The organism is Oceanobacillus sp. GQ8 (genome assembly GCF_059758495.1).
Map to the genome: position 1 here is coordinate 77911 of NZ_JCAXEV010000005.1, position 18146 is coordinate 96056.

An 18146-nucleotide genomic window follows, 5' to 3' on the forward strand; every position below is an offset into this window, starting at 1 on the left:
TTAATTTTATTTTACCCATTCATCAATTAAATCTTGATTCTCTTCAACCCATTGTTCTGCTCCAACAAGAGGTTCATCAGCATTTTCAACATAGTTAATCAACTCGCCAATTTGTTGATCATTCATTTTCCAATTACTAAACCACTCGCTAATTTCTGGATAATCATCTTTAAATCCCTGTCTTGTCGCATGGTGAATTTTTTCTACGTCACCGAATGTGTTTTGTGGATCTTCCAGGAATTTTAAGTCGTAATTGGAGAATATCCAGTGTGGGCTCCACAGAGGTGCGACTATTGGTTCTTCATTTTCTACCGCATTACCAATCTCAGTTAACATTGCAGGTTCAGAGCTTGGTAGTAGTTCAAATTCGAGATTATAATCTTCAATTAATTGTTCCGTAATTTCCATCGTACCTGCGCCAGGATCAAAGCCTATAATTTGTCCTTCAAACAGTTCTTTATGTGCATTCAAATCTTTGACACTGTTTACTTCTTCTAAATAGGTTGGTACTACAAGACCTACTTTTGCATTATCAAACCAAGTAGATTCCGAAAAGTCCACAGTATCTTGGTATTCTTTAAGATAATTTGCATCCTGGACTGGTAACCATATTTCTAAACTGGCATCCAGCTCGCCACGTTCTAAAGCCATCATTGTAGCTCCCATGTCCAATACGGTTAAATCGACATTATAACCTTTATCTCCTAGAATCACTTTCCACATATTTGTTACTGCAATATTTTCAGCCCAGTTAATTTGAGCAATTGTTAACTCTTTTTTACTAGCCTCTGCTTCTGTGCCTGACTGTACCTCGGATGTTTCTTCACTATCATTTCCGCATGCTGACAGTAAAGCAAAAATGAACAGTACTAAGATTAAACTAAGTCTTTTTCCAAAATTTTTCATGTAGTAAAGCTCCCCTTTTTAAATTATAAATATTATAAACGTTAAATATGTTAAGAAATATTTTAACGTTATATATAAACTTAACATACCACTTTGTTGAATCAAGATAAGTGGTATGATAGGTAGTCTAGTGACTACCTAATAAAAGATTTTCGTTTTAAACTTGCTTATCCTTTGGTAAAAACTCGAATATTTCACCATTCCTTATACTGGCAACTAAGTTATCCAACCAATGGTAATATGTTTTTGATTCTTCTAATTGATCGTAGTATGTTTTTGCCTCTGCAACAATTTCTGGTGTGCTGGAAGAATCTTTTATTACATTTATAAAATCTTCCTGCGCTTCCTCAATTGCCTCCATATTCATTTTCACTTCCCGTTCCCACATCTGACAATAAAATACCATAAAGGACCGGAAAAAATTTTTCTCAGCTATATAAGTATGTTTCCTAGAACCGCGTGTGAATGTTTTCTTCACCATCTCTATCTCCTGAAGCTTGCGGACACTAGTACTCATACTTGGTTTACTCATTTCGAGCTCCGTTTGCATTTCATCAAGAGTCATTTGATCTTTAAAGTACATCGTTGCATATAAATTCGCAGCAGCTGGTGTTACACCATATAAATCCATTGTTTCTGCAATAGCTCCAATGACTTTATCTTTAGCCCCTTCTATTCTAATTCTGGATTTTTCAGCAGATTCACTCATAAAGTCGCTCCTTTAATATAAAGTAAAGCATGTTAAATATTTTTTTAATCTTCTTCGCAAACTTTATGTTACCGAATTCAGATCAAATGTCAAATGAAAATAATGATTTTAACCACTTGCAGTTGTCTACTAACATGGTAGTTACAATCTTTCTAAAGGGATTAATTCTTTTTAAATTTTTATGTTTCCTTTTGACATCAGTAAAAAGACGTGTTATCATTTTTTAAAGTGTTAAATAAATTTTTAATAAAATTAATTTATTAAAACTTGGAGTTGATAGACTTGAGTCTCAAACAGCAACAATACATTAATGGTAAATGGGTGAACGCAATTTCTGGTAAAACGCGTGATATTATTAATCCGTTCAACCAGGAAGTTATTGCTACCGTACCAGAAGGTGATGAATCTGATGCAAAGGCAGCAATCGCTGCAGCAAGAGAAGCATTTGATAATGGAGGTTGGGCTTCCACGCCAGCAACAGAGCGAGGAACTATTGTAAGGAAAATTGCTGAATTAATAGAAAGAGATAAAGAAGAACTTGCGAGATTAGAAACATTAGATACTGCTAAAACGATAGAAGAAAGCCGTGGAGACATGGATGATATCGCCGGCGTATTTCGTTACTATGCAGAACTCGCAGATAAGAATGGTGGGGAACTGATTGATTCCCCCGTACCAAACTCTATTAGTAAAGTGGTCCACGAGCCAGTTGGTGTTTGCGGACAAATTACACCGTGGAATTATCCATTACTTCAAGCATCTTGGAAACTAGCTCCAGCGCTGGCAACTGGAAATACTTTAATAATGAAGCCAAGTGAAATTACACCACTTACAACCATTAAAGTATTCGAACTAATAGAAGAGGCGGGAGTGCCTGCCGGTGTTGCAAATCTAGTGCTCGGTACTGGTAACAGAGTTGGTTCAGAGTTAGCTAGTAACATGGATGTGGATCTTATTTCCTTTACAGGTGGAATTGTTACTGGAAAGAAAATCATGCAGGCTGCAAGTGTTAATGTAAAGAATCTCGCACTCGAACTTGGCGGGAAAAACCCTAATATCATCTTTGCTGATGCTGATTTTGAAACAGCTGTAGACCAAGCGTTAAACGGAGTATTTTTCCACGCAGGACAAATCTGTTCCGCTGGTACAAGACTGATCATAGAAGAAAGTATTCACGATGAGTTCGTTAACGCACTTGTGGAGCGAGTAAAAAAAATTAAACTCGGAAGTGGATTTGAAGAAGATACACAAATGGGACCGCTTATTTCAGCTGAGCACCTTGCGAAGGTAGAAAACTATGTAGAAACAGGTATTAATGAAGGTGCTGTATTAGCAGCTGGCGGCAGCCGTCCAAATGATCCAGAACTTAAAAATGGATTTTTCTATCTTCCTACTATTTTCACAGACTGTACAACAGACATGAGCATTGTTCAAGAAGAAGCTTTTGGCCCCGTTATCACGGTTGAAAAATTCAGTGTAGAAGAGGAAGCAGTAAAGCTTGCTAATGACTCTATCTATGGACTTGCAGGTGGCGTTTGGACAAACGATATAACAAAAGCTGAACGTTGTGTGGCGAAGATGCGTATGGGCACTGTTTGGATTAATGAATTTAACCTTTATTTCCCACATGCACCATGGGGTGGATTTAAACAATCTGGTATTGGACGAGAACTAGGAAGACCAGGTATTGAAGAATATACAGAAACAAAGCATATATTCCAAAATCTTAAGCCTGAACCTATTAATTGGTTCTAGTTATCAATCTTGTGGTAGGGACACATGACAAGTTATGGGATCTTAGCCTAAGTTAATACACTATTTAATATCGAGGTGTCTCTCTCTAATTTTGGGTCAGTGTCAAATATCATACTTCTTAAAGGGCATAGAAAGAATGCTAACATTTTGCTAATTTCCACTTTTTTGATTAACCATAAAAGAGCAGAGACCATTCATTAGTTCACGAAACTTTTGAATGGTCTTTTCTTCTAATTTTAAACGGAGCTTCCTCCTATATAATCTCCATCTTTTCTAAAGTGGAAAACACATGCCTCAGATCTCCAATAATGTCCTCCGCTTCTTCAATGCCCACTGAAAATCGTAACAACCGATCACAAATACCTCGACTTGTTCGTTCTTCAACTGGAATGTCAGCGTGAGTTTGTGTGGCGGGATAGGTTATAAAGCTTTCGATTCCGCCTAGACTTTCGGCGAAGGTGATTAACTGCAGATTTTCCAAGAACGTTCCAATCCATTTACTTTCCTTTAGGCGAAAGGAAAGCATACCCCCATAACCAGGGTAAAGTACATCTGTTACCACTGGTTCATTTGCCAAATACGCAGCAACTTTTTTTGCATTTTCCTCATGTTGTTTCATTCTTAATGCAAGGGTTTTTAAACCTCTAATTAATAACCATGAGTCAAATGGAGATAAGACAGCGCCAGAGGCATTATGTAACTCGGACAACTTTTCACAAATCGTATTTCCATTTGCGACAACCAAGCCAGCTAGTACGTCGTTGTGCCCACCAATGTATTTGGTTGCACTGTGGATAACAATGTCAGCACCCAATTCCAGTGGACGCTGGAGATAAGGAGTTAAGAACGTATTATCTACTATTAATAATAGGTTGTGTTTCTTGGCAAGAGTCGCGTATTCTTGAATATCAATTTTTTGCATTAATGGGTTTGTTGGGGTTTCGATAAACAAGGCTTTAGTATTTCCTGTAATGACTTGTTCTGTTTCTTCACCATCGTTAAACGCCGTGTAAGTAGTTTGGATATTATAGGTGTCGGCATAATGCTGAAGTAAACGATATGTCCCTCCATAAATATCTTCTGGAGCAATGATTTCATCCCCTGAGCGGAAAAGGGATAAGACTAATTGAATGGCAGCCATTCCCGAACTGCAGGCATACCCGCTATCTCCTGCTTCCAAGTTTGCAATCCCTTCCTCAAGAATGGATCGAGTTGGATTTTTTGTCCTTGTGTAGTCGTATCCAGTGGTCATGTTAAGACCTTGATGTTGGTACGCTGTTGATAAATAAATTGGCGGGTTTACGGCACCCGTTTTTTTGTCGCTATGATTGCCCAGTTGCACCAATTGTGTCTCGATGTGTCTTTTTGTCATGTAATCGATCCTTTCAGCAAATAAATAAAGGACTTTTAGCAAGGGAAAAGATCCTTAATAACGCGTTTACGCTTTGCGCATACTGGACTTAGCATAAATGTAAAAGGAAGAGGAATTGTTACATTCCTCTTCTTGAAGTTTTTATCCCCAAATCTCTTTCCCAATCTCAACAATAAATTTTAATTTATTCCACTGATCTTCTTCCGTTAATTTATTTCCGTGGTGGGTTGATGCAAATCCACATTGTGTGCTCAAGCATAGTTGATCTAGCGGAACATATTGAGATGCCTCTTTAATTCGTGCTTTAATCGATTCTTTGTCCTCTAGCTCCCCATTTTTCGATGTGATCACACCAAGAATAACCTGGGCTCCGCCAGCTGGGATATGTTTTAGCGGTTTAAAATCACCGGAACGCTCATCATCATATTCCAAGAAGAATCCATCCACTTTCTCTTTGGCAAACAAAGTAGATGCGATTAAGTCATAACTCCCTTCGAATGCCCAATTGGAACGATAGTTTCCACGACATAAGTGTGTTGTCACGACTAAGTCGTCTGGTTTACCTTCCAGTACCTCATTAACAACGCGTAATGCCAATTCAATTAGTTTTTCCCTTGAATATTTCCCCTCGTTAAACGGAATATCTGGTGAAGAAAGTCCAGCAATATAAACATCATCAAATTGTAAATAGCGAACTCCAGCTTCATAAAAAGCGTGTAATGCATCACGGTATGTTTGAATAACATCATTGGCATATTCATCAATGTCGGGGTAAATGTCTTCGTTAATTATCCCTTGATTGAAGAGTTGATTAGGGCTAGGGATTGTTTGTTTGGCAACTGCACGCCCAGCAACAATTTCATTAAATTCGATGAAATCTTGAATGAAAGGGTGATCGGGATTAAAGGAAACCTTCCCTGTATTTCGGACATTATATCTTTCAGTCTCCTCATTACCATTGAAAATATATCCTACATCTGGAACATATCCTTCTATCCCGTTTAGATGCTCTAAGAAATCAGTATGCCAAAATCTGCGTCTAAACTCGCCATCCGTTACTGCATTTAAGCCAATTTCAATTTGCTTATCCACAATACGCTTAATTTCCTTTGTTTCGATCTCACGCAATTGTGTGGCAGAAATTTTTTCTTCTTTAAATTCCTTTCTTGCTTGATGAATGCTCTCCGGCCGTAATAAACTTCCTACTTGATCCGCTTTAAAAGGTGCTTTTGTTAAGGTAATTGACATGTTAAATCCCTACTTTCGTTTTATTTTTTATAAACGCAATTCAACTAAACTAGTAATGAAAGTATCTATTTTATGTAACCAACAAAAAACCCCCTTCTTAACAAATAAGAAGAGGGTTGGATACGTAAAAATTTTCTCTTCTTATCTCCAAGCTTAACGCTTCTGGAATTAGCACAGTACAAATGTCTGTTGCTGAGGTTTCAATGGGCCAGTCCCTCCACCTCTCTGGATAAGAAAAATCATATGAAATTTTTTGATTAGTCAATATACTACAGATGTATTATCAAAATGTCAAGAAGGTTTTAAAATATTTATAAATAAAAGGCGATCCAAAAATAGCTTGAAGACTTCGTCATTCGGGTACCTATTAAAGTAGTGGGTTACATAACTCTAAGCTTCAACATAGAACTTATACAAATAGGAGGATATTGATGGTGGATAATGGTAACCAGGAATCGTCAAATCAGACAAGTAATACACAAGAAATCCCAGAAAGGCAATTTTTATTTCCTACTCAGATTATGCAATCGTTTAGTGATAAAGGAAAAGAACACCTTGATACAAATACACCCTCCCGATTCGTCCTCTCTTTAAAGGCAGGGTCGTTTATGACCTTTGGTGCTGTTTTTTCTATACTGCTTGCCATCGGTGTTGATGCGAAAGGGCTGACTTATATTCTGCAGGGTCTCGGTTTTACAGCAGGATATCTTATGGTATTTATGTCACAATCTGTATTGTTTACTGAAGTAAACGTCCTTTTACCAACATCGTATTTACAAAGGTCATATTGGCAAAAACATAAGTATGTTAAATTTTGGGCTGTAGCCTATATTGGAAACCTTGTAGGTGCGTTGTTTGTTGCTTTATTAGTCATTATGTCGAACTCCTTGACACCTGAATTTTCGAAAGAGATTGAAACACTACTGTCTCACAAAATGAAATTTGCCGAAAATGGCTGGGTAGGCTGGTTTCAAGTAGTGTTGTCGGGAATTCTTGCCAATTGGCTTATTGGCATGGCAACATTTTTAACAACCGCGGCTAGAGACGTGGTCGGAAAAATCTTGGGTACAGCTCTACCTGTCATTCTGTTTGTTGCGGGTAATTTCCAACACAGTGCTGCAAATATGGGCTATTTCAGTTTAGGAATTTTTACATCTGACAACTATGCTTGGCACGAATATATATTGCTTAATCTGATCCCTGCAAGTATTGGAAATATCATTGGCGGTGCCATATTCATTTCACTATTGTTCTTATATGCTTTTCGGAAAGAGATGCGAAGTTAATATTTTAGGGTTTTCCCACTAACCTGCACGACTTGAACTTTTTCATTCAGATTCTGATTTTTAAAGTCGGCAAAAAGTAATATGGTTTTATCTGAGAAGAAAACCCCTTTGTGGTTATCATAACCACAAAGGGGTTTAAATGTAATAGCACGCGTGTAACTGCTGAAGAAGGTATTGTTGCCGGTTCGGTACTGGATTGTAAAACATGGCATCTATTGCAAAACGGACTTCTTTTTAGGGAGTTTTTAAATATATGCTATAGTTTATACATGATAATAAATAAGTTAAATGTAGGGAGGCATCGAAATGGAGAAGGCAACCATTCTTATCGCAGACGATGAAATAGAAATTGCCGATTTAATTGCGATCCATTTGGAGAAAGAAAACTATCGTGTCCTAAAAGCTTTAGATGGTCAAGAGGCGCTTGACGCCATCGATTCCTATTCCATAGATCTTGTGATTCTAGATATCATGATGCCAAAAATGGATGGGTATGAAGTGACACGCTCCATTCGTGAGAAACATAATATGCCGATTATATTTTTAAGCGCAAAAACCTCAGACTTTGATAAAGTGCAAGGACTTGTGATTGGCGCAGATGATTACATGACCAAGCCCTTTAACCCTATTGAATTAGCAGCCCGTGTCAACGCTCAACTGAGACGTTATAAGAAGTTAAACCAGTCAAATAATGAAACAGAAAAACTAGATTTTGGCGGGCTTATTATTCTTCCAGATCAACGAAGAGTTTGCTTGTTCGATCAAGACATTGATTTAACCCCGAAGGAATTTGAGATTCTTTATTTGCTAGCAAGCCATCCAAACAAAGTGTTTAGCGTTGAAAATATTTTTAAGCATGTGTGGGCGCAGGATTACTTTGAAGGCACAAATACAGTCATGGTGCATATCCGCACACTAAGGAAGAAGCTTTCTGAAGAGAGGAACAACTATAAATGGATCAAAACCGTTTGGGGAGTGGGGTATTCATTCAATGGTTAAATTTATTTACAGCTTTCGTTCAAAAATGATTTTCCTGTTTGGGCTAAGCATGCTGTTTGCTGGCATTATTACCTACCTCATTTTTTTATCGCTACGGTGGTACTACTACAATTTTGTCGATTACGAAGATCCGCTTATGGACCTAAGGTTTTGGATCAATCGGATTGGGGACATTAACTTTTTCTTGATTTTCTTTATTCCCCTAGCTGTTCTCTTTTTCTTTATCCTGACCAAGCCTTATTCTGTTTATTTTAAGGAAATCTCCTCCGGTATTCGCCAACTTGCACGCGGGGACTTCAATCACCGGATTGATATTTCTTCTAATGATGAATTCAAAGAAATCGCCAAGGACATTAATATGGCCGGACAAAAATTAGAAGAAGCTATAGAACGGGGTGACTTTTCTGAAAGTAGTAAGGATCAGCTAATCGTCAATTTAGCGCATGATTTACGTACACCGCTTACCTCTGTTCTTGGGTACCTGGATTTAATTTTGAAGGATCCCCAGCTAACACCAGAGCAGAGAGACCATTATTTAAGAATTTCCAATACGAAAGCTCAGCGGCTAGAGCGACTAATTGATGAATTGTTTGAAACCACCCGAATGAATTACGGTATGCTGCCACTTAATAAGAAAGCCATTAATATGAGCGAACTCTTGCTTCAAATAAACGAAGAAATGTATCCTATTTTTGAAAAAAAACAATTGGAAGTCCGCTTGGACGTGAAGTCAGATCTGTTTATTCAAGGGGACGGTGAGCAATTGGCTAGAGTGTTTGAGAACCTTCTCATTAATGCCAATCGCTATGGAGCCGATGGTCTCTATGTAGATATAAAAGGCTTTCAAGAAGAAAGTGATGTCGTCATTCAAATCATCAATTATGGGAACCATATCCCTGAAACTGAGATTCCTTACCTTTTTGAAATGTTTTATAAAGGCGACCCCTCACGAACCCATAAAGAAAACAGCACAGGCTTAGGCCTATTCATCGCTAAAAATATTGTGGAACAGCACAATGGTACGATTTCTGTTAACAGTAGTGTAATCCGCACGCAATTCGAAGTCCGCCTGCCTTTAAAAAACGATTAAAAACTTAAGAAAAACTTTATTTTTTTCCCACAGTTTTTTTAAACAGTTTCTCCTATTCTTTTATTGAAGGAAAGATAAGGAGGAACTCCAATGAAAAAGGTAGGTTTGATTATACTTTTAGTGATGGGTATAGTCACAGCATTTATGATTACATTCATGAGTAACGAAATAGTCATAGAAGAAGAAAAAAGCGGTTTTACGGGAGATACAGATGTAAAAACAATTCAAGAGGAAGACATCCATAAAGGTAACCTCGTCTTAATCAATGAGAAGCACCCGGTGGAAAAGGAAGGTGTAAAAAAAGATATTCAAACCTTCCACCCAGAAGACTTTAAGGGTGTGCAGCTGCTCGATCAGGAGATCCAACTGTCTCAATCCATCAGCCAAAAATTTATGAATATGCTAGAAGATGCTCAACATGACGGTGTTGACAGTTTTACAATTACTAGTGGCTACCGAGGAATAGAAGAACAAACCCTTCTTTTTAAAGAAATGGGAGAAGATTATGCGCTTCCCGGTGGATACAGTGAACATAATTCTGGGCTGGCCATGGATGTAGGTTCCACCGAAGGCCTAATGGCAAATGCTTCTGAAGGAAAGTGGATCGAAGACAATGGATGGAAACACGGATTTATTTTACGTTATCCTGAGAACAAAACCAACATTACCGGCATTGAATATGAGCCCTGGCACATCCGATACGTCGGGCTTCCTCATAGTGCTTTAATGTACGAGCATGATTTCGTACTTGAAGAATATCTCGATTATGTAAAAGATAAAAAAGAACTTTATGCTAGTTTTGAAGGGAAAGAGTACTTTATTACATATTATCCATATGGTGAGAATCAACAGATTGAGTTACCCATAGATCGTGATTACATGATTACAGGAGATAATATGAACGGGGTAATCGTAACGGTGACTATGTAAAAATAAAAGAATGCTTCTCATAAGTTCAATTAACTAATAAGGAGCATTCTTTTTATTTTCACACCAAACTTACCAGTTAGATTAGTGGGATTGAAATAACCCAATAATGGCTAGAATCCATTCATTTTAAAGCAATATAATCGAATTGGGTATGGATGGAACATTTTATAATTAGTAATGTAAAGGGAGAAAAAACAAAGGATAGAAGGTTTATTGACCATCTATCCTTTGTTAATGTATTAATTATCGCTTTCTTCATCAACTGGAGAGTCTTTTTCTTCATAAGAATCACCAGAAGAGTTATTAGTAGTGCCGTGTTGATCAACTTCATCTTTTGGAATCGGATCTTTAGGTAATTCACTCTCTTTTTCAGGCGGATTATCTTCTTCGCTCTTAGGTGTGCTCTCGTCTTCATTAGTTGAGTTGCCTTTATGATCTGATGAATTATCTTCAGCTGGTAACTCTACATCATTACTCCCACAACCAACTAGTACGGTTAAGAGAAGAAAACTAGCCAAAGCAAGATTGATTCTTTTATTTAGAATTTCCATTTTTAAAATCCTCTCCATAAGTAAATCTTATCTGTTCTCCATACTATCAAATAGATCTCGATAATCAGAAGTGAAAGGTCGTGCATATAATGTGCCCCGTGGCTCGGACCTTCGTGAAGTTACTGAGAAGATTTGTCCTAGATGGTCGCTTGTCATAGTTCTAAACCAGGCTCCACCACTTGCTCCTCCAGTAAAGCCACAGGAAATTTGGGCATCGTTGCTAAAGAGTCTTTTTGTTGTGTCCCCATAACAAGAATATGGGATGTCTCCAGGATAAGGATCTGCTGCTGGATAACCGGTTACTCTAACACCCGTTTGGTTTTGACTATAATTAAAGCTTAATCCATTTCCCCCCACCACATTCACTAGATCTTGACCATTTTCAGGGAAAACAGTTAGAAATGCTTGGTCGTAATCATAATTCCCATTTTCTGTCCACCCTTGGAATGTTACTTTCCAGTTAACATTCCATCTTCCGTAAGGGGCATTACCTTCATAATATGCTGGAACAAAAATTATATTAGTATAAAAATCTCCACCGTTGCCTTCGTGCATACAATGGCCAGCAGTAGTTACAAGATTTTTATTAGGATTGTTAACCGCAGAAGCAGAGCATACGTAATTTCTGCCATCATTTGGATTTGTGAAGAATAGTTTTCCTGTTGTTTTTGGAACCACAGCATTTGGAGTTATGTTTAATGATGGAGCTGCAGGTTCCGTGTCGGAGGGCTTTAAATCAGCTGATTTATCATTAGCATTTAAAGAATTAGAATTTTTATTAGTATGGATAGTATCCATGGGAATAGCATTTTCCATTTGTTCCTTGGTCCAATATTCCTTTAGTTCATTTTGTATCTGAAATTGTGCTTTTTCTTCTACTATGTCTGCCTCACCAGCAAACGCAGCGGGGGTAATAATGAAGAAGGTGATGAACGCTATAAAGATAGAAAAAATATTTTTACCGTTTTTACCACTCATACGATCAATCCTCTCTAATTAATTATTTTATTTAGCGATTCATGATGTACTTGCTATAACAATATCCACCTCCTATTTGCTAAGTATGGTTACACGTTGTTTGTAACATATTGGAAACTAGAAATCTATGTTTTTTAAAATATTTCTTTAAATTAGAAAAAGGAGGCTAAAAAGCTACTAAATTAACTAGAAAAGTAGATGAAAAGTTATCAACTTGTTCAAAAATACGACAGACTTTTTATCCCGGTGCAACCGTCCGTAAGACTCCCACTTCAAAACATGAAGTGAAACCGTGATGTTTAAGTGGGAGTAAACGGACGCTAACCCCCCGATTCGTTCAACTAACAATCAGTGGGGGAAGAACGAAAACCCCCACTGATTGAAGTTTCACTTTATAGAGAACATAGATTTAATGAACAAAATAGTACCAATTTATCAGTACTATAATTATGGTTTTCTTATTCGCCAACGTTCATTTAATAAAAAATTCACTTGACATCTTGCTGACATATAACTGGTTTAACATTGCAAATGTACCAGGAAGGAGTAAGGAAGATGTTAGTAGGAAGACAGGAGTTAAAACATGCTATTTCGCTTGCAGAATACCAGGTGTTAAGAAAAAAATTGGCTCACTTTATGAGGAGCGATCCACATGCCGGGCCAAATGGAAAGTATATGATTCGCTCTACTTACTTTGATAACTTTGACAATAAAGTTTTGCAGGAAAAAAAGGAAGGTTATTTAAATCGAGATAAATATCGCGTGAGGATATATGGCAAGTGTGATGAAGTCATTAATCTGGAAAGAAAAAGTAAAAGGAATAATCTCACCTTTAAATCGAAATGTCAGATCACAAAGCGTGAGTTCGAGAAAATCAGGAAATCAGAAATTGCCTGGATGGAAGAAGACAATCGCTCATTAATAAGGGATTTGTTTTTTGAAATGCAATACTATCAATTAAAGCCTAGGACAGTTGTTGATTATATCCGTGAGCCATATGTATACCCATATGGGAATGTCCGGGTCACCTTCGATTTAAAAATACAGACAAGCATGCAAAACACTAACATGTTCGCTAGTAATTTACCGATGGTGGATGTATTAGAAGCAGATATCGTCATTCTCGAAGTGAAGTATGATAAATATTTACCAGATGTAATTAAACACTTGCTTCAGTTATCAGATACAAGACAAGAAGCATATTCAAAATACCAATTAAGCAGAATGTATGGCTAAGAAGAGGAGAGAAAAAAATGTTATTTACAGTAGCTTCAACCAATTTTTCAGATATATTTAAATCTAGTTTTATAGAGAATACCGCATCTTTCTCCATTATCGATTCATTATTAGGGTTAGGTATGGCGTTCATAATCGGTTTGTTTATTTACGCAATCTATAAGAAAACATTTAAAGGAGTAATCTATTCACACACCTTTAATATATCGCTTGTGATAATGACGATGGCGACAGCGCTTGTGATTATGGGGATAAGTCAAAATGTCCTTTTATCACTTGGTATGGTTGGTGCCTTATCCATTGTGCGTTTCCGTACACCAATTAAAGATCCAATGGATTTAGTGTTCTTATTCTGGTCCGTTATTGCCGGGATTTTAAGTGGTGCAGGTTTTATTTTATTAGCAGCAATAGGCACGGTATCCATAGGGTTAGTAATTGTATTATTCTCAAATAAGATTAGAGTTGAAAATCCATACTTATTAGTTGTGAAGTTCGATAAAGATAATATTGGCGAGAAAGTAGAGCAGGTTATTAGTAGTAAAGTGAAGAAATATGTTCTGAAATCAAAATCAATCATGCAAGGTGATGAAGTAGAAGTAACCTATGAAATACGTGTAAAAGAAAACGATGCACAGATAACATCGACTGTTTCTCAAATTGATGGTGTCCGTTCAGCAGTGATGCTGAGCTATGATGGTAATTTCACTGCGTAATAGAGGAGGGGTCTCATGAGAAGAGGATTAATTAAAGGAAGGGTTATCCTTCCTTTTCTTATAGGAATGGCTATTTTGATTACAGGCTGTAGCAAATCGAATGAAAATGTAGCAATAGTAGAGTCTGCGCAATCACTAGTTAGCTATGATACACAGGATACGTATGCCGAATGGGATGAGCAAGATGCCACAACCATAACTTTTAATGACCAATCAATTGACATAGAAGATAATAATAGTGTCCTGGTAAATGACAATACGGTAGAAATTCACACCTCTGGAACCTATGTTTTAGAAGGAAGTTCGACAGACACCCAAGTTATCGTGGATGCTGAAGATGAAGGGACCGTTCGTTTAATTTTTAACGGTGTTTCATTAGAATCTACATCAACTGCTCCGATCTTTGTCAAACAGGCTGATAAAGCCGTGATTTCTGTTGAGGAAGGGACGAGCAACACGATTACAGATCCATCCGAATATGTATATGAAGAAGAGACAGATGAACCAAAAGCGGCTATATACAGTAAGGATGACTTAACAATTAATGGGACAGGAACTTTAATTGTGAATGGTAATTATAAGGATGGTATTACAGGGAAAGACGACTTGAAAATGATAGAAGCTACCATCGAGGTTACAGCAGAGGATGATGGTATCGTAGGGCGTGATTTGTTTGCAATGAATGATGCATTCATTACGATTGATGCTGGTGGGGATGGAGTGAAAAGTTCTAATGATACAGATGAAAATAAAGCCAATATGGTACTGGAAAGTGGCTCCTTAAACATTGATGCTGGTAGCGATGGTATACAATCGGAAAATACTGTAACCATTGTGGACGGTGAATATACTATTACTGCCGGAGGAGGCAGCCCGAAAACGATAGAGGCTACTACCGAGCTTGGAGGAGGATTTGGTGGTCAGGGGCAAGGAACAATGCCTAATGGCCAGGAGTTTTCAGAAGGAAACATGCCACAGGGAAAACCAGATTTCGCTGAAGGAGAAGAGCCGCCAGAACAAGGAGAGATGGGCGGATTCGAAAACAGACAACCTCCTGAGCAAGCACAAGAAAGGGAACAAGAGCCAAATAACAAAGAAGAAACAGAGGAAACAGAAGAAGACGATACAACAAGCACAAAAGGGATTAAGGCTGAGAATAAACTAGATATTGTTGGGGGAAGCCTTACAATAGATGCAAATGACGACGCATTGCACAGTAATAACAACATGGTAGTTGCAGGTGGGGAAATCACGTTATCTACCGGTGATGATGCGCTTCATGCAGATAATAAGATGACCATAAGCGATGGTTCCATTCAAGTTAATAAGAGTTATGAAGGAATTGAAGGGAAATCGATAACCGTATCAGGTGGAGACATCCACGTTACCGCAGAAGATGATGGTATAAATGTAAATGGTGGAACAGACCAAATGGCAATGCAAAGGTTTGGGGAAAGCCAAACGGAGAATGCAGAGGAAAGTGGCGAGGAAGAAGAGGAACAAGAGGAACAAGAGTCCGATGAAGGAAAATTGCTTATAGAAGGTGGCTCTATTTATATCGATGCAAATGGAGATGGCTTGGATTCGAATACTTCCGCTGTCATGACAGGCGGTACTGTACTCGTATATGGGCCAACGAATAGTGGAAACGGGGCATTGGATTATGATCAATCCTTTGAAATGGAAGGCGGAATACTGATTGCTGCTGGGAGCAGCGGAATGGCTGAAGGTGTTTCCGAGAGCTCTAAGCAATCAACATTTATGATGACATTTCCTGAGACGCTGGAAGCCGGTACTACTGTCTACGTTGAGGACAGTAATGGAGAGGCAGTCGTTGCGGTTGCACCAGAAAAAGCTTTCCAATCAATTGTAATCAGTTCACCAGATCTAAAGCAGGATGAATCCTATACGATTTATACAAATGGGGAGCTCTCTGGTGATGAAGTAGAAGGTTTTTATCAAAATGTAACCAATGAAGGCGGAACAAAAGTACTTGAATTCTCTTTAACGAGTACGATGATGTATTTGAATGAATCAGGTGAAACAGAACAATCTAGTGGTATGTTTGGTGGTGGACGCGGACAACAAGGGCAAGGTGGAAGCTAAATACAGTCGCCATTTTAGTAAAAAAGAAGCGCTTCTCTAGACAGGGGGCGCTTCTTCTAAATGAATAAGCAAGGTAATTCCTTATAGTTGAGATTGATCATTAAACGTAGGTGATGTAAGGCTGACTTTCTATGGTAAAATAGCCTTAGGAGAGATGAAAAAATGAGTAGAGTGTTAATCGTAGAGGATGAAATTGCCATCAGTAAAGTACTAAATGTCTATTTAAAAAAAGCGGATTTTGATACAAAGGTTATCATGGAAGGCAATCAAGCACTTCACGCTTTTCAAGAATGGAATCCGGACTTAGTGTTATTAGATGTTATGCTCCCGGGAATAGATGGGTGGCAAATTTTAAAGGAAATAAGAGAGAAAAGTAAATGCCCTGTTATCATGTTAACTGCCTTAGGTGATGTTAACTTTCGGTTAGACGGACTTAATGGCGGAGCAGACGATTATATAACAAAACCGTTTATTGGAGAGGAAGTTATTGCTAGAGTTAATGCAGTGTTACGCAGATCTCATAGCGAGGATCAGCAATTGAAAACATTTGGTGCACTGCAGATTGATCATGAGGCACATCGTGTACTTCTTTATCAGGAAGAAATGGAATTAACACCACGTGATTTAGCTTTGCTATTATTTTTATCCGAACACCCTAACAAAACGTTTACTAGAGATCAGTTGATCGAGCAAGTATGGGGATGGGATTATGAAGGAAGCGATCGGGCTGTTGACTTATCAATCAAACGTTTAAGGAAATCACTTAAAAATTGGCCATTAGAAGAAGGAGAAATAAAAACGCTAAGAGGGGTGGGGTATCAGTTCCGTGTTCACGAAAAATAAAAAAGTACCATTGCAACGGTATTGGACAACGCGCTACCTCATTACACTTGTGGCAGGACTTGCAGTTATTGCGATTATATCGGCAATGTGGATCCGTCATACAACCTTGGATAATCGCCTGAATATGATGGAATTCATGGCAGAAGAAACAGCTAATCGTATTGTCCATATGACAGATGATACGAGACCACCTGAATTTGAGATACATCGTCTTTTAACAGATCAAGGTAGATTTATGAATATAGAAAGCAATCCGATTATATATGTAACAGATCCTGAGGGGATGATTATTAGTAGTAATTTACCCCCAAAGTCCGATGACCAAGAAATCAATTCATCTATTTTGGAAAATGAAGAGACCATTCAAACGATCGCTTCTAATGATGATGAACAAACCGAATTTTATGTTATAAAAAAAGCGATTGAAGTAGACGAAGAGACATTTGGTTATGTATTATATGTGGAATCAAAATCAAATCTACTGAAAGTACATCAAGAGTATGGACAATTGATGATCTTAATAGGAAGTCTTCTTGTAATAGGCTGGATTGCGATTTATTTTATCACGGGCCGGTTAGCCAAACCGATAAAAGAAGTAGCAGCAGCTGCAAAGCAGATAGAAGAAGGGAATTACGATGTTTATTTTTCATCCCGTCCAAAAGAGGAAGAAGTTTATGAGCTAATAACCTCCTTTCAGCAAATGTCTGGAAAGTTAGAACATCTGGAGGCTCTTAGAACAGAACTTTTAGCAGGAGTGTCTCATGAATTGAAAACACCAGTCACTTCCATTAGTGGACTGTTACGGGCGATTGATGACGGTGTGGTTGATGGAGATGAAGCAAAAGAATTCTTGCAGCTTTCCATTGGGGAATCTGAAAAGATGAAAAAAATGGTAGAAGATCTGTTAGCTTTTAATAAATTCGCAGCAAATGCAGTACCGGTAACACTCGACACCTATTTAATTAATGAACTGATTATGGATGCTCTAAATTTATGGGAAAAGACGAACAAGCAAGAAGGGCTACAGCTGGATGTTTCATTATTAAAAGGTGATCAAATGGTGGATGTGGATCCGATACGTATTCAGCAAATCATGATGAACCTCCTAAATAATGCGTACCAAGCAATAGGGGAAGAAGGTACGATAACGGTGAAGCTTCATACAAGGCATGATAAGGTAATGATCGACGTGAATGATACCGGTGTAGGAATTCCAGAGGAGGAACAGACCTTTATATTCGAGCGGTTTTATCGAGGGGAAAATAAAAAATATAAAGTTGGCGGTTTAGGACTAGGGCTACCTTTTAGTAAGATGATAGCAAACGTATTGAACGGGAATCTTACGCTAGTTGAAAGTGATCATTCTGGCACTACTTTTCGAATTGAATTACCGATTTCAGATCAAGACGTTGTTGACTAATAGG

Annotated in this window: 16 protein-coding genes and 1 riboswitch; of the genes, 10 read left to right on the forward strand and 6 right to left on the reverse strand. The window is 37.9% G+C overall.

The features are described 5' to 3' along the window. Positions 1-6: 6 nt before the first annotated feature. Together AC6CHS_RS15650 and cudC are read right to left on the reverse strand one after the other, a co-directional pair. On the reverse strand, positions 7-906 hold the full coding sequence (locus tag AC6CHS_RS15650; RefSeq protein WP_498237513.1) for a glycine betaine ABC transporter substrate-binding protein: 900 nt from the start codon (positions 904-906) through the stop codon (positions 7-9). A 157-nt stretch (positions 907-1063) separates the two neighbouring features. Then, positions 1064-1615, reverse strand: coding sequence for a choline uptake/conversion transcriptional regulator CudC (gene cudC, locus AC6CHS_RS15655; protein ID WP_498237515.1), 552 nt, complete (start codon positions 1613-1615; stop codon positions 1064-1066). Positions 1616-1897: 282 nt separating this feature from the next. On the opposite strand from cudC, the gene betB reads away from it, so the two are divergent. Further along, on the forward strand, positions 1898-3370 hold the full coding sequence (gene betB / locus AC6CHS_RS15660; protein ID WP_498237517.1) for a betaine-aldehyde dehydrogenase: 1473 nt from the start codon (positions 1898-1900) through the stop codon (positions 3368-3370). Between the two features lie 253 nt (positions 3371-3623). Here the strand turns inward: betB and AC6CHS_RS15665 are convergent, their stop codons facing one another. Both AC6CHS_RS15665 and AC6CHS_RS15670 read right to left on the reverse strand, forming a co-directional pair. Next, positions 3624-4742: a methionine biosynthesis PLP-dependent protein gene (locus tag AC6CHS_RS15665; protein ID WP_498237519.1), complete on the reverse strand. Its 1119-nt coding sequence runs from the start codon at positions 4740-4742 to the stop codon at positions 3624-3626. Between the two features lie 141 nt (positions 4743-4883). Beyond that, positions 4884-5990 (reverse strand): 5-methyltetrahydropteroyltriglutamate--homocysteine S-methyltransferase, encoded by a 1107-nt coding sequence (locus AC6CHS_RS15670; protein WP_498237521.1) that lies wholly within the window; start codon positions 5988-5990, stop codon positions 4884-4886. 138 nt (positions 5991-6128) lie between these two features. Then, positions 6129-6226: riboswitch (SAM riboswitch) on the reverse strand. A 195-nt stretch (positions 6227-6421) separates the two neighbouring features. Here AC6CHS_RS15670 and AC6CHS_RS15675 point away from each other — a divergent pair. The 4 genes from AC6CHS_RS15675 to AC6CHS_RS15690 all read left to right on the forward strand — a co-directional run bounded on the left by AC6CHS_RS15675 (position 6422) and on the right by AC6CHS_RS15690 (position 10295). Beyond that, positions 6422-7276 (forward strand): formate/nitrite transporter family protein, encoded by an 855-nt coding sequence (locus tag AC6CHS_RS15675; RefSeq protein WP_498237522.1) that lies wholly within the window; start codon positions 6422-6424, stop codon positions 7274-7276. A gap of 306 nt (positions 7277-7582) precedes the next feature. After that, positions 7583-8275 carry a response regulator transcription factor gene (locus AC6CHS_RS15680; protein ID WP_498237524.1) on the forward strand — a complete coding sequence of 231 codons (693 nt, stop codon included), beginning with the start codon at positions 7583-7585 and terminating at the stop codon, positions 8273-8275. Then, the gene (locus tag AC6CHS_RS15685; protein WP_498237526.1) at positions 8268-9365 is read left to right on the forward strand and encodes a sensor histidine kinase; all 1098 of its coding nucleotides are present in this window, start codon (positions 8268-8270) and stop codon (positions 9363-9365) included. Before AC6CHS_RS15680 ends, AC6CHS_RS15685 begins: the two co-directional genes overlap by 8 nt. 90 nt (positions 9366-9455) lie before the next feature. Further along, positions 9456-10295 carry a M15 family metallopeptidase gene (locus AC6CHS_RS15690; RefSeq protein WP_498237528.1) on the forward strand — a complete coding sequence of 280 codons (840 nt, stop codon included), beginning with the start codon at positions 9456-9458 and terminating at the stop codon, positions 10293-10295. Between the two features lie 239 nt (positions 10296-10534). Here AC6CHS_RS15690 and AC6CHS_RS15695 read toward each other — a convergent pair whose 3' ends face one another. After that, positions 10535-10846 carry a hypothetical protein gene (locus tag AC6CHS_RS15695; protein ID WP_498237530.1) on the reverse strand — a complete coding sequence of 104 codons (312 nt, stop codon included), beginning with the start codon at positions 10844-10846 and terminating at the stop codon, positions 10535-10537. Between the two features lie 27 nt (positions 10847-10873). Beyond that, positions 10874-11824 carry a trypsin-like serine peptidase gene (locus AC6CHS_RS15700; RefSeq protein ID WP_498237532.1) on the reverse strand — a complete coding sequence of 317 codons (951 nt, stop codon included), beginning with the start codon at positions 11822-11824 and terminating at the stop codon, positions 10874-10876. A gap of 555 nt (positions 11825-12379) precedes the next feature. Between AC6CHS_RS15700 and AC6CHS_RS15705 the strand changes: the two genes are divergently transcribed. From AC6CHS_RS15705 to AC6CHS_RS15725, 5 genes are all read left to right on the forward strand, one after another. Next, on the forward strand, positions 12380-13060 hold the full coding sequence (locus tag AC6CHS_RS15705; RefSeq protein ID WP_498237534.1) for a polyphosphate polymerase domain-containing protein: 681 nt from the start codon (positions 12380-12382) through the stop codon (positions 13058-13060). A 17-nt stretch (positions 13061-13077) separates the two neighbouring features. Beyond that, entirely contained in the window at positions 13078-13773 is a 696-nt protein-coding gene (locus AC6CHS_RS15710) for a DUF4956 domain-containing protein (RefSeq protein ID WP_498237536.1), read from the forward strand. A 15-nt stretch (positions 13774-13788) separates the two neighbouring features. Continuing rightward, positions 13789-15879 carry a carbohydrate-binding domain-containing protein gene (locus AC6CHS_RS15715; protein WP_498237538.1) on the forward strand — a complete coding sequence of 697 codons (2091 nt, stop codon included), beginning with the start codon at positions 13789-13791 and terminating at the stop codon, positions 15877-15879. Positions 15880-16041: 162 nt separating this feature from the next. Further along, on the forward strand, positions 16042-16722 hold the full coding sequence (locus AC6CHS_RS15720) for a response regulator transcription factor (RefSeq protein WP_498237540.1): 681 nt from the start codon (positions 16042-16044) through the stop codon (positions 16720-16722). After that, the gene (locus AC6CHS_RS15725) at positions 16706-18142 is read left to right on the forward strand and encodes a sensor histidine kinase (protein ID WP_498237542.1); all 1437 of its coding nucleotides are present in this window, start codon (positions 16706-16708) and stop codon (positions 18140-18142) included. Before AC6CHS_RS15720 ends, AC6CHS_RS15725 begins: the two co-directional genes overlap by 17 nt. Positions 18143-18146 lie beyond the last annotated feature (4 nt).